The 12,539-nt window shown below is 70.0% G+C and carries 12 protein-coding genes; 4 read left to right on the top strand and 8 right to left on the bottom strand.

Annotated elements, in window-relative coordinates; genetic code table 11:
- Positions 1–31 precede the first annotated feature (31 nt).
- Positions 32–835, top strand: coding sequence for a hypothetical protein (locus tag ACQP2T_RS18090; RefSeq protein ID WP_433517284.1), 804 nt, complete (start codon positions 32–34; stop codon positions 833–835).
- Positions 836–905: 70 nt separating this feature from the next.
- On the opposite strand, the gene ACQP2T_RS18085 is transcribed toward ACQP2T_RS18090, so the two are convergent.
- From ACQP2T_RS18085 to ACQP2T_RS18075, 3 genes are read right to left on the bottom strand one after another with little or no spacing between them, the layout of a single operon-like run.
- Positions 906–1,928: an aminoglycoside phosphotransferase family protein gene (locus tag ACQP2T_RS18085; RefSeq protein WP_433517283.1), complete on the bottom strand. Its 1,023-nt coding sequence runs from the start codon at positions 1,926–1,928 to the stop codon at positions 906–908.
- A 19-nt stretch (positions 1,929–1,947) separates the two neighbouring features.
- Positions 1,948–3,198 (bottom strand): class I SAM-dependent RNA methyltransferase, encoded by a 1,251-nt coding sequence (locus ACQP2T_RS18080; protein ID WP_363993235.1) that lies wholly within the window; start codon positions 3,196–3,198, stop codon positions 1,948–1,950.
- Positions 3,199–3,248: 50 nt separating this feature from the next.
- A complete protein-coding gene (locus ACQP2T_RS18075) occupies positions 3,249–5,300 on the bottom strand; it encodes an APC family permease (protein ID WP_433517282.1) in 2,052 nt (683 codons plus the stop codon).
- A gap of 103 nt (positions 5,301–5,403) precedes the next feature.
- On the opposite strand from ACQP2T_RS18075, the gene ACQP2T_RS18070 reads away from it, so the two are divergent.
- Both ACQP2T_RS18070 and ACQP2T_RS18065 read left to right on the top strand, forming a co-directional pair.
- A complete protein-coding gene (locus ACQP2T_RS18070; protein WP_433517281.1) occupies positions 5,404–6,069 on the top strand; it encodes a potassium channel family protein in 666 nt (221 codons plus the stop codon).
- Positions 6,069–6,728 carry a potassium channel family protein gene (locus tag ACQP2T_RS18065; protein WP_357642476.1) on the top strand — a complete coding sequence of 220 codons (660 nt, stop codon included), beginning with the start codon at positions 6,069–6,071 and terminating at the stop codon, positions 6,726–6,728. The genes ACQP2T_RS18070 and ACQP2T_RS18065 overlap by 1 nt, the downstream gene beginning before the upstream one ends.
- A gap of 6 nt (positions 6,729–6,734) precedes the next feature.
- On the opposite strand, the gene ACQP2T_RS18060 is transcribed toward ACQP2T_RS18065, so the two are convergent.
- The 5 genes from ACQP2T_RS18060 to ACQP2T_RS18040 form a co-directional block, all read right to left on the bottom strand.
- Positions 6,735–7,406, bottom strand: coding sequence for a DUF3159 domain-containing protein (locus ACQP2T_RS18060; RefSeq protein ID WP_433517280.1), 672 nt, complete (start codon positions 7,404–7,406; stop codon positions 6,735–6,737).
- Positions 7,407–7,410: 4 nt separating this feature from the next.
- Entirely contained in the window at positions 7,411–7,797 is a 387-nt protein-coding gene (locus ACQP2T_RS18055; protein WP_214635894.1) for an OB-fold nucleic acid binding domain-containing protein, read from the bottom strand.
- Between the two features lie 28 nt (positions 7,798–7,825).
- Positions 7,826–8,476, bottom strand: a complete 651-nt coding sequence (locus tag ACQP2T_RS18050) for a DUF3710 domain-containing protein (RefSeq protein ID WP_433517279.1) — start codon at positions 8,474–8,476, stop codon at positions 7,826–7,828.
- Positions 8,477–8,485: 9 nt separating this feature from the next.
- Positions 8,486–8,926, bottom strand: coding sequence for a dUTP diphosphatase (gene dut / locus ACQP2T_RS18045; RefSeq protein ID WP_358438285.1), 441 nt, complete (start codon positions 8,924–8,926; stop codon positions 8,486–8,488).
- Positions 8,927–9,115: 189 nt separating this feature from the next.
- Positions 9,116–10,267, bottom strand: coding sequence for an AI-2E family transporter (locus ACQP2T_RS18040; RefSeq protein WP_433517278.1), 1,152 nt, complete (start codon positions 10,265–10,267; stop codon positions 9,116–9,118).
- Between the two features lie 91 nt (positions 10,268–10,358).
- On the opposite strand from ACQP2T_RS18040, the gene ACQP2T_RS18035 reads away from it, so the two are divergent.
- Entirely contained in the window at positions 10,359–12,536 is a 2,178-nt protein-coding gene (locus ACQP2T_RS18035) for a DUF6351 family protein (RefSeq protein WP_433517277.1), read from the top strand.
- The last annotated feature ends 3 nt before the right edge of the window (positions 12,537–12,539 follow it).

Raw genomic sequence — 12,539 nt, 5'->3', positions numbered from 1 at the left:
TCGAGTCCCTTCGCCCCCCAGGAAGTATCACGTGCCCCGTCGTCATCTCTTAGCCACTCCCGCCCTGCTCATCATGGGTGTGTACGTCGTCGCGCTGGTCGCCGCCGCCGTGATCGCGCTGACCACCGGCAACCTTGGTGTGCTGTGGTGGTTGACGGTGTTCACGGAGAGGGACAGAAGCGTGGTCACCTGGCCGAATGTGCTCGTCCTGGTCCTGGCCGGACTGCCGTGGGCCTGGGCGCTGTGGCAGATCCTGCGCGGGCCGCTGGCGGGGCCATCGCCCGAGCTGGACCAGGACACGCGGCGGCTGCGGATCGCGCTGTATGCCGCGGCGACGTCCTGGCTGCTCGGCGCCGTCCTGCCGTACTGGCCCTGGTGGGCGGTGGTGCTCGACGCCGGGGTGATGTGGCTGGTCGTGACGCTGTTCGCGTCGGTGCTGGGGCCCAACCTGGAGTTCGCCGAACACGCGCGAGGCGCCGGTGTGCTGGCGTACGGAGGCTTCGGCGCCGTCGAGGTCCTCAACGTCCTCGAGTGGCCGGTGCCCGGCTGGCTGGAGCTGATCTGCGGCGTGGCGTTTCTGATCTGGACGGTGCTGCTGCTGCGCGCGCAACGACGAGACCGCCGCTGGCAGCGGGACACCGTCTGGTACGGCATCGCCGCCCTGGTATCGCCGTTCGCTGTGGGGCTGGTGGGCGCGCTGCTCTGGAGCGAGACAAACGTTTACGACGACGCCTTGGCGGCCGTTGCCGTCCTGACGCTGGTTTGGCTCGCCCGCTCGGCCCACGACCTCGCCAACCCGCGCCCCCAGCCGGGCCCGCTCTCGCCCGCGCTTTGACCATCGCGCCATCGCGAACGCCGGGCGACACCAGGCCATCCGCCGATGGAGCGCGCGGGGAGACCGCTGATCAGCCGATGAGGGCCTCGGTGATCTGGCGGGTGGTCTGCGCGGCGACCCAGGGGTTGGTGGCAGCGTAGGAGGTGTACGCGTTCAGGCCGGTGGCGAGCGCCCAGCCGCGGCCGCGGGTCCAGGTGTCGTCGTCCACGCCCAGCGCCGCGCGGAAGGCGGCCCGGCTCTCGGCCGACATCAGGGTGAAGGCGATGGTCAGGTCGCAGGCCGGGTCACCGAGGCCGAGCTCACCGAAGTCGATGACCGCGCTGAGGCGGCCGTCGGCGGTCAGCAGGTTGCCGGTGTGGAAGTCGCCGTGGAACCAGACCGGAGGGCGGTCCCATCCGGGTACGCTCAGCGCCGCGTCCCACAGCTCGGTCATGGCCTCGGCGTCGAAAACGGCACCCAAAGCAGTGTCGACCGTGGCACCCGACGCAACTCCGGACACGACCCCAGGCGCGGCGCCCGACGTGGTGCCCACCTGCGCGATGGCGGCCCGCGTGGCGCGGTCCCGGTCTGCCAGTGGCCGGCCGGTGAGATCCTCTCGGGCACTCGCGGCCGGAATGTCCCCGGGCGCGAACCGCTGAAGGGCGGTAAGGAACTCCGCCAGTTCGACGGCGGCCTCGGACGAGGAGGCCAGGGTCTCCACGGTCGCCACCTCGCCGTCCAGCCAGCGCGACACTGCCCACGGCCAGGGATAGCCGTAGCCGGGCTCACCCACCCCCACCGGCACCGGGATGGCCAGCGGCAGGTGCGGGGCCAGCCGGGGCAGCCACTCGTACTCCTTCTTGGCCTGCCCTATGGCCCCGGTGTGGCGAGGAAGCCGGACGGACAGCTCCGCACCCAGCCGGTAGATCACATGGTCTGAGCCGGCCGGTTCGAGCAGCTTCAGGGGCAGCTCGGCCCACTGCGGGAACTGGGCGTCGACCAGACGCCTGACCAATGTGGCGTCGATGGGCGGGCGGGTGTCCGTAGCGCTTGCCAAGACCAGCTCCCAGGGGTCGGCCCATGAGGACTTGCGGTTGAGGTCAGTTTCGATCACGAAGCCGCTGGGAGAGGCGTCATCCCCTGGCCAGCAGCGCCACGCACTCCACATGGTGGGTCATCGGGAAGGCGTCGAAGGCCCGCAGGTCGACCAGCCCGTAGCCGTCGTCGCCGAACCAGGCCAGGTCGCGGGCCAGCGTCGCCGGGTCGCACGAGACGTAGACGATCCGCGAGGACTCCAGCGCGGTGATCCGGTGGACCACGTCGCGTCCCAGCCCGGACCGGGGCGGATCGACGACGACGATGTCGGCCCGCTCGATCTGGAACCGGTCCAGCGCCTCCTCCACCCGTCCGCGTTCCACCCGGGCCTGCGGCAGGTCGCGCAGGTTGGCGCGGGCGTCGCGGACGGCCGACGCCTCCGACTCCAGGCCGAACACCGCGCCCTGCTCCCCCACGCCCTCCGCCAGGCCGGCGGCGAACAGGCCGACGCCGCAGTAGAGGTCCAGCGCCCACTCCCCCGGCTCCGGCGCGGCGTAGGACAGGACGGCGTCCAGCAGGGTCTCGGCGGCGCCCGGGTGCACCTGCCAGAAGCCGCTGCCCGCCACCCTGAACTCGCGGTCGCCCACCTGCTCGCGCAGCACGCCCGAGCCCTTGCGCGGGACGGTGTGGCCCTTGCCCTGGTCGAGCAGGATCGAGGCGGGCGCGTCGAGGTCGGGCACGGTCACGCTGCGCCTGGGGCGCGGCCTGACCACCACGGCCCGGTCGCCGGTCGAGGAGGCGATCACCTCGACGGCGGAGGCGCCCTGCCACTCGCGCTGCTCGGCGCCGACGGCCTCCACCTCCGGGTGCGCGATCAGGCAGGCGTCGACCACCTCGATGTCGTGCGAGCGGTGCCTGCGGAAGCCGAGCTCGCCGCTCGGCCGGGCGGCGAACTGTACGCGGGTGCGCCAGCCGAGCCCGTCCTTGGCGCCCGGCACCTCCTCGACCACGATCTCGCGCTCGATGCCGGCCAGCCTGCTCAGCTGCTCGGCCACCACGGCGGCCTTGAGGCCACGCTGGGCCTCCTGGGTGGCGTGCTGCCAGTCGCAGCCGCCACAGCGGCCGGGGCCCGCGTAGGGGCACGGCGGGACCACGCGGTCGGGCGACGGGTCCAGCACCTGCACGGCGTCGGCCCGGAGGAAGCGGGTGGTCTCCTCGGTGACCTCGGCGATGACCCGCTCGCCGGGCAGCGCGTGGCGTACGAACACCACGCGCCCGTCATGGCGCGCCACGCACCAACCGCCATGGGCGACCGGACCTACCGTCAGCTCGAGAGATGCCTGTTCCACACGGACACCCTATGCCCTGACCGGCACTGCCACTTTCCGGACTTAGCCCGTTACGCGGAGTGGTCTCCCGCCTTGACCTGCTTCTTGACCACCTGATGTCCCGCCCGGCGCGAGGCACCCGGGGCGGCCGGCTCGGGGCGGCCCTTGAGCCGGTCGGAGGAGTGAAGCTGCCACGGCACGCTCGTCACCATGACGCCCGGCTTGAACAGCAGCCGCGCCTTCAGCCGCAGCGCGCTCTGGTTGTGCAGCAGGTGCTCCCACCAGTGCCCGACCACGTACTCGGGGATGAACACGGTGACCACGTCGCGCGGCGAGCGGCGGCGCAGCGTCTTGACGTAGTCGAGGATCGGCTGGGTGATCTCCCGATACGGCGAGTCGAGCATCTTGAGCGGCACCGGGATGCCCAGGCGCTCCCACTCGTCCTGAAGGTGCCGCGCGTCGGCGCCCTCGACGCCGACGGTGATCGCCTCCAGGGTGGACGGCCGGGTGGCGCGGGCGTAGGCGAGGGCACGCATCGTCGGCTTGTGAATCTTGGAGACGAGCACGATCGCGTGGTTGCGCGCCGGCAGCGTCGACTCGTCGTACTCCTCGGTGATCTCCAGCTCGGCCGCCACGTTGTCGTAGTGGCGCCTGATCGCCTTCATCATGAGGAACAGGATCGGCATCGCGAAGCACACGATCCAGGCGCCGACCAGGAACTTGGTCAGCAGTACGACGACCAGCACCAGCCCGGTCATGATGCCGCCGAAGGCGTTGATCACCCGCGAGCGGTGCATCTGGTGCCGGATCTTGGGGTCGGTCTCCGTCTTGAGATGGCGGGTCCAGTGGATGACCATGCCGATCTGGCTGAGGGTGAAGGAGACGAAGACGCCGACGATATAGAGGTTCAGCAGGCGGCTGACGTCGGCGTCGAAGCCCCACAGCAGCAGGCACGCGCCCAGCGCCAGGATGACGATGCCGTTGGAGAAGGCCAGCCGGTCGCCGCGGGTGTGCAGCTGGCGGGGCAGGTAGCGGTCCTGGGCCAGGATCGAGCCGAGCACCGGGAAGCCGTTGAATGCGGTGTTGGCGGCCAGGAACAGGATGAGCGCGGTGACCGCCGAGATGATCACGAACGGCAGCGAGCCGCCGCCGAAGACCGCGTCGGCCACCTGCGAGATGATCGGCTGCTGGTAGTAGCCGGCACCGACCGGCTGCCCGTCGGGCCCGTGCAGGTCCGTGGCCACCACGGACGGCTCGGCCACCTTCACGCCCGAGGCCAGGCCCAGCGCGATGATGCCGCCGAACATGGTGATGGCGACCAGGCCCATCATGAGCAGTGTGGTGGCGGCGTTCTTGCTCTTGGGCTTGCGGAAGGCGGGCACGCCGTTGCTGATGGCCTCGACGCCCGTCAGCGCCGCGCAGCCGGAGGAGAAGGCGCGCAGGATGAGGAAGGCGGCGGCGAAGGTGGTCAGGTTGGTCTGCTCGGCGTCGATGGTGAACCCGGCGCTGGGTGCCCGCAGCTCGTCGCCGAGCACCAGCAGCCGGAAGCCGCCCCAGGCGATCAGCCCCAGGACCGCGATCATGAACGCGTACGTCGGGACGGCGAAGGCGGCCCCCGACTCGCGCAGACCGCGCAGATTGACCACGGTGAGCAGGACGACGATGACGATGGCGACGGCCGGCTTGTGCTCGCCGACGAAGGGGATCGTGGCGCCGACGTAGTCGACGCCGTTGGCGACCGACACCGCCACGGTCAGCACGTAGTCGACCATGAGCGCGCTGGCCACGGTCAGGCCGGCGTTCTTGCCCAGGTTGGTGGTGGCCACCTCGTAGTCGCCGCCGCCGCTGGGGTAGGCGTGCACGTTCTGCCGGTACGACGCCACGACCGTGAGCATCACGACCACGACGGCGATCGCGACCCATGGGCTGTAGGCGTAGAACGACACTCCGGCCAGCGACAGGATGACCAGGATCTCCTGCGGCGCGTACGCCACGGAGGACAGGGCGTCGCTGGCGAAGACCGGCAGGGCAATGCGTTTGGGCAGCAGCTGCTCGTGGAGCTGGCCGCTGCGCAGCGCCCGGCCCACCAGCACGCGTTTGACAAGATCCGTTACCTTCGCCACGTTACGAGATGCTAGCCCCCCGCTGTAGGGGCGCCGACGTTGCGCTCCCTTATCGCGCCATACTGGTGTCGAGCAACCGGCCGACCGCGAAGTGCGGGGGAGTATGCATATAGTGATCATGGGATGTGGCCGGGTCGGTTCGACCTTGGCTCACATCCTCGAGGACAACGGCCATACGGTCGCGATCATCGACCGGGATCCGCAGGCGTTTCGCCGGCTGCGGGCCGGTTTCCGGGGGCGCCGGGTGACCGGTGTCGGATTCGACCGCGACGTGCTCACCGAGGCGGGCATCGAGTCCGCTTCCGCGTACGTGGCGGTCTCCAGCGGTGACAACTCCAACATCATCTCGGCGCGGGCGGCGCGCGAGACGTTCGGCGTCGACAATGTGGTGGCCCGCATCTACGACCCGCGCCGGGCCGAGGTCTACCAGCGCCTCGGCATCCCGACGGTGGCGACCGTGCGGTGGACCGCCGACCAGATCCTGCGCCGCATCCTGCCCGAGGGCGCCGAGCCGCTCTGGCGCGACCCCACCGGCACCGTGGTCCTGGCCGAGGTCGCCACGCACACCGGCTGGATCGGCACACGCGCCGTCGAGCTGGAGGAGCGGGCCAGGGTCCGCGTCGCCTACCTCAACCGCATGGGCGAGGCCCTGGTCATCGCCGACGACACCGTGATCCAGGACGGCGACGTGCTGCACGTCATCGCCGCGGAGAGCGACATGGACCGGATCAACAAGGTGCTCGCGGCGGCACCGGAAGAGGACCACTGATGCGCGTCGCCATCGCCGGAGCGGGGGCCGTGGGCCGGTCCATCGCGGCCGAGCTGCTGGAGAACGGCCACGAGGTCCTGCTGATCGACATCGACCCCAGGGCCATCAAGATCGACAGCGTGCCGCGGGCGGAGTGGCTGCTGGCCGACGCCTGCGAGATCGCCTCGCTCGACGAGGCGGGGCTCAACAACTGCCACGTCGTCGTCGCCTCCTCCGGGGACGACAAGGTCAACCTCGTGGTGTCGCTGCTGGCCAAGACCGAGTACGGCGTGCCGCGCGTGGTGGCCAGGATCAACCACCCCAACAACGAGTGGCTGTTCAACGAGTCGTGGGGCGTGGACGTCGCGGTCTCGACGCCGCGCCTGCTGAGCGCGCTGGTCGAGGAGGCGGTGAGCGTCGGCGACCTGGTGCGCCTGATGACCTTCCGTCAGGGGCAGGCCAACCTGGTCGAGCTCACCCTGGCCGAGGACGCGCCCGTGGTGGGCCAGCGCGCCGGCTCGGTGCCGTGGCCCAACGACTCGGCGCTGGTCGCGATCCTGCGCGAGGGCCGGGTGCTGGTGCCGACCAACGACGATCCGCTCGAGGCGGGCGACGAACTCCTCTTCGTCGCCAACCAGGAGGTGGAGCAGGAGCTGGCGCACCTGCTCTCACAGCACTGAAAAACGTCAGGCGGGGGCGACCGGCGGCTTGATCGGCGTTCGCCCCTTGCCGAGCAGCCACAGCATCGCGCCGAGCGCGGCCACCTGGAGCGGCCAGCCCATCGCGATCTTCGCCACACCGAGGGCGGCCACGGCCTCGTCGCCGCCGCCCAGCAGCCACACGGGCAGCTGCACGGCCACCCTGACCACGCACGGCAGCATCAGCAGCCAGGTGAGCTTGACGCAGAGCTTCACGATGCCCGGATCCTTGTGCCAGGCCGTGGGGTCGCCGGTGACCGAGCCGATCAGGAACCCGACCACGGGCCACCGGGTGACGATCGACAGCAGCATCGCCACCGAGTAGCCGGCGTTCCACAGGATGCCGGGCAGGAAATAGTCCTTCGCGTCGCCGCTGCGGCTGGCGAAGAACGCGCCGATGGCGATGCCGATCAGGCTGTTGATCACGAACTGCGGCGTCGACCGCTGCGCGAGCCTGACCAGCAGGAGCACGACCGCCAGCGAGATGCTGACGATGAGCGAGGTCTTCAGCTGCTCGGTGACGATCCAGGACAGCGTGAACGCGATGGTCGGCACCGCCGCCTCGATGATCCCGCGCACTCCCCCGAACGCCTTGGCGAGCTGGGCTCGCACCGCCGCTTCCACGGTGTCGTGGGCGACCTCTTCCGCCTCAGCACTCACCTGATCAACTCCCTGGGCGCAGCTCGTATCGAGGATTGAACATCACCTTGCGCCCGTCCTGCATGCTGACCAGACCTTCGGCCTTGACGGTGCGCCCGGGCTCGATGCCCGCGATCTTGCGACGGCCGAGCCACACCAGGTCGATGACGTCGGACCCGTCGTAGAGCTCGGCCTCAAGGGCGGGCGCGCCGCCCCTGGGTCGCAGTGTCACGGTACGTAGCGTACCGGCCACGCAGAAGCGGCGGCGGCCGCCACACGAGACAATCGGGGTCGCGCCGACCTCGTCGACGTCTTCCCGTAGTTCCTGGGCTTCGATTTCGGACTGGGTGGAGGCCAGCCGACTGAAGAACCCGCGCAATCCCCCGCGTTTGGGGGGTTCTGCCGTACTCATGATGACTCAGCCTACGTGATGTGGGCGGTCAGCGAATCTCACTGATCTCGGGACCTCGTTTGAACGGGTTGAGCCCCTGGGTGTCGACCGTTTCGGCGCTCTGCTCGTTGGGCCGGCGCAGCGTGATCGGTTCTTCCCGGGCCATCGGCTCGGTGCCCCGCACGACCACGACGTCCTTGATGAAGTCGAGGAAGACGTTCGCCACGTTCTCGTCGAGCGCGGCACGGCCGCTGATCATCGCCAGCAAGAACCAGCGCGGCCCGTCGATGCCGATGTAGCGGGCCCTGCGGGTGGTGTTGCCCTCGCCGCTGATCTCGCCGATCAGCTCGGGGCCGAAGGGGCCCTCCTGCTCGGCGAGATTGTCGGCGCCGGTCCGGATCTTGGCCCTGACCTCGTCCCAGAGCCCCATGCTCTTGGGCGCGGCCAGCGCCTGGAGCTGGAGCGAACTCTCCTCATAAAGCGCGACGACCCCGACGTTCTGGTCTCCCACCGAGGCCAGCCGCAGGTCGAAGTCCGCGTTGTGCGGCAGGCGCAGCCCGCCGAGGTCGATCCTGTCGGCCTCGGGGTGGGGCTCGTCGGCGTCCCACGGGCCGGACTCGCGCGTTGGGGCGGCGGATGCCTGCTGCTCTGCCGCCTGATCCGGCTGCTCACGACGGCGTCGTCGGAACACTGTGCTCACTCTCCCTGGTTAACGTCCTGTTGATCCGAAACCGCCGGTGCCGCGGGCCGAGCCGGGCAGCTGCTCCACCTCGGTGAACGCCGCCCGCTCGACGCGCTTGATGACCAGCTGGGCCACCCGGTCACCGCGGCTCAGGCGGAAGGGCTCCTTGGCGTCGGTGTTGATCACCGTCACCCGGATCTCGCCGCGATAGCCGGCGTCGACCGTGCCTGGCGCGTTGACCAGCGTGACGCCGTGCCTGGCGGCCAGGCCCGAGCGAGGGTGCACGAACGCGGCGTAGCCGTCGGGCAGCGCGATCGCGACGCCCGTCCCGACCATGGCCCGCTCGCCGGGCAGCAGCTCGACGTCCGCGGCCGCGTAGAGATCGGCGCCCGCGTCGCCCGGATGGGCGTAGGACGGCACCGGCAGCCCGTCGTCGAGTCGCTGGATGAGGACCTGCACGTCGGTCAAGGGTTCACCTCATGGTCATGGTGCTCGGCGGCGATGCGCCCCCTCAGCCTCAAGGTACGCCCTTCCGCCCGCGATCCCGTCGCACCGGGCAGGCGGGTGGAGTGTCGTGCCGCCGGGAGCCCTCGTGAGAGCGGGGAGACGGCCGCCGATCTCCGAGATCCCGTGGCGAGGTGGTCACGGGTGATGAGGTTACTCGCTGCCAGGCGGACTATCGTCCTCGGCGGGAGAACCCGAAGCCGGCGCGGACGGCTGCGGGGCGGGTGCCGGAGTGGGCCCGGGTGGCAGGGCGGGCGGTTTGTGGAACAGTTCGGGCAGCGCCCGGTAGATCACCGCCGCCACGGGCACGGCCACCGCCGCGCCCGCGATGCCGGCCAGGATGCCGCCGACGGACAGCACGAGGATGATGGCCAGCGGGTGGAAGTTGAGCGCCCGGCCGACGATGAGCGGCTGGAGCACGTGGTTCTCCAGCTGCTGCTCGACGATCAGGATGCCGACGAAGATCAACGCGTAGAGCGGCCCCTTGGCACCAAGTGTGACCAGGGTGGCGATCGTACCGGCGAAGAAGATGCCGACGATCGGGATGAAGCTGGCGAAGAAGATCAGCACCGCCAGCGGCGCCCAGAGGGGCACTCCCATGCCGGCCAGCACGATGCCCATGATCACGCCGTGTACGGCGGCGACCGCGACGGTGCCCTGCACGTAGTGGGAGAGCGTGGACCAGGCGGCCCGCCCCGCCCGGTCGACGCGCGGCGCCATCGAGCCGAATCCCCGCAGGAACCACGACCAGATCCGGTCGCCGTCCTTGAGCAGGAAGAACGTGACGAACAGCAGCAGCACGAGGGAGGCCAGCACCTCGAAGGCGACGGCGCCGGCGGTCAGGACCGTACTGGTGATGGCCGTGCGCTGGGCGTTGACCATCGTCGCGATCTCGTCGACGTAGCTGGTGATCTGCGCCTCTTTGAGGTGCAGCGGGCCGGTGATCAGCCAGTTCTGTACGTCGCGGGCGGTCGACTGGACCTGCTGGACCAGGTTGGGGAACTCCTCGGTGGCCCGCGCGCCGACCAGCCAGCCGGTGCCGACGAGCACCGCGAGGGCCACCAGCATGGTGATCCAGGTGGCGTAGATGGGGCGCATGCCCGCTTCGCGCAGGCTCCTGGTGAGCGGGAACAGCAGCGCGGTCAGCAGCAGCGCGATGGCCACCGGCAGGGCCACGAAGCTGAGCCGCGCGATGCCCTGGACGAAGAAGTAGACGACCACGCCGACGAGGATCAGGCACAGGCACCATGCCGCCATCTTGGCCAGCACGGGTGGCACGAGCTTGGTTGGGCGGTCGGTCAGCACGTGTTCAAGACTGGCACGTCAAGGACATATGTGCGCGTGGATAAAAGATCGGGTCTGGGCAACGGCATGATCACATGTCACCGTTTTGCACATGAGGACCGTCGCGCTGGTTAAGGTGAGCGCGATCACCGCGGTGATCGCGTGTCTCGTGGCGGCCCCGGTGCCCGCCCTGGCCTCGCGCGGCGAACCCGCGCTCGACGTGCTGTCGAGCCGCGCCGACCAGGTGAGTGGCGGGGACGCGTTGGTCAGGGTACGGGTGAGCCAGGGCATGCGGCTCAAGGTGCTGCGCAACGGCGAGGACGTCACCGCGTCCTTCAAACCGGATCCCGGCGGCCAGTCGTTCAGCGGCCTGGTGACCGGGTTGATCGACGGCGACAACACGATCAGGGCGCTGGCGGGGCCGTTCAAGGAGACGCTGAAGTTACGCAACCACCCGATCTCGGGACCGATCTTCTCGGGGCCGCACCAGTACCCCTTCTTATGCAAGACGGAGCGGAGCGGGCTCGGCCCGCCCGTCGCGGACAACCAGGACGGCCAGGGTATGCGCACCACGGGCGGCTGGAGCAGGGACTGCTTCGCGCCGGTGCTGACGGAGCGGCTCTACCGCGCGACGGACGGCGCGTTCAAGACGATGCCCGCCGAGCGCCCCGCGGACATGTCGACCACCACCACGCTCGACGGCCGGACGGTGGACTTCGTGGTGCGCCGCGAGCGCGGCGTGATCAACCGTTTCCTCTACTCCATCGCGATGCTGGAGGACGGCTACAACGGCCGGGCGATCTACCGATTCGACGGCGGCGTGGGGATCGGCCATGACCAGGGCACGATCGGCGGCAGCGCGCTCGACGCGTACGGGCTGGGCAAGGGTTACGCGATCCTGTACTCCTCGGGCACCCGTACCTCCACCCATTACAACCTGATCCTCGGCGGCGAGACCGCGCTGATGGTGAAGGAGCGGTTCATCGAGAAGTACGGGGTGCCGCTCTACACCGTCGGCGTGGGCGCCTCGGGCGGCGCCCTCCAGCAGTACATCTACGGCCAGAACTACGGCACCGCGGTGATCGACGCGGCGATCCCGCAGTATTCCTATCCCGACATGGTCACCCAGACCATCCACGTCGGCGACTGCGAGCTGCTCGAACGCTACATGGACCACAATCCGCGCTGGGCCTCCTGGGACGCGCGGACCGCGCTGATCGGGATGAACGCCAGCGACACCGTCGACAACCCCTACACGGGCAAGCCGGGCTCCGACGAGTGCGTCAAGGGCTGGCGCGGGCTGACCCCGCTGACCATGAACCCCCTGTGGACCTCCAACAACGATGCGGAGTGGGCCAAGATGGACCCGCCCGGCGTCAAGGACACGATCCAGTGGACGCACTGGGACGACCTGCGCGAGATCTACGGCGTGGCCCCCGACGGCTACGCCCGCTCCACCTGGGACAACGTCGGCGTCCAGTACGGCCTGGGCGCGCTGGTGAAGGGCGTGATCACGCCCGCGGAGTTCCTCGACGTCAACGCGCGCGCCGGCTCCTGGAAGGAGTCGAAGGACATGGTGCGCGAGGGCTGCCCGTTCACCCCCTCGCTCTGCCAGGACCCCGCCCAGTTCGACCCGTGGAGCTCGCGCAACATGCGCACCGGCGACCCGGCTCCCCGGCGTACCGGCGACCCGATCGCGATCAAGAACGTGGAGCGCAGCGGGCTGGTGTTCAGGGGCGACATCGCCATCCCGATCATCGACTGGCGGCACTATCTCGAGGACCAGCTCGACATGCACGACTCGCACCAGTCGTTCGCCTCGCGGCAGCGGATGCTGAACTACGACGGCAACGCCGGCAACCAGGTCATCTGGTTCACCGACGCCCGCCCCGACGGGCCGGCCTTCGACCAGACGCCCGAGGCGCTGCGGGTGATGGACCAGTGGATGGCCAACATTCGCTCGCGCCCGTGGCGCGGGGTGGCGGGCAACAAGCCCGCGGCGGCCGTGGACCGCTGCTTCACCAGTTCCGGGGCGCAGATCGCGGCGGGTCCGCACGTGTGGGACGGCATCCTGGACCAGCGCGCCGCCGGTGCCTGCACCGCGCGCTTCCCGCTCTACTCCACCTCCCGCGTGGTGGCGGGCGGTCCGCTGGAGGGCGGCGTCTACAAGTGCCGCCTGCAGCCGGTGTCCAGGGCCATCGCGCGCGGTCTGTACGGCTCGTGGCGCCCCTCCCCCGAGGAGCGGGCCCGCCTTGAGGCGATCTTCCCCTCGGGGGTGTGCGACTACTAGCGG

Origin of the sequence: Nonomuraea sp. CA-143628 (assembly GCF_050942315.1) — a bacterium.
Classification (GTDB): Bacteria; Actinomycetota; Actinomycetes; order Streptosporangiales; family Streptosporangiaceae; genus Nonomuraea.
Note: the sequence above shows the minus strand (reverse complement) of the source record. Positions and strands in the feature narration are given on the sequence as shown.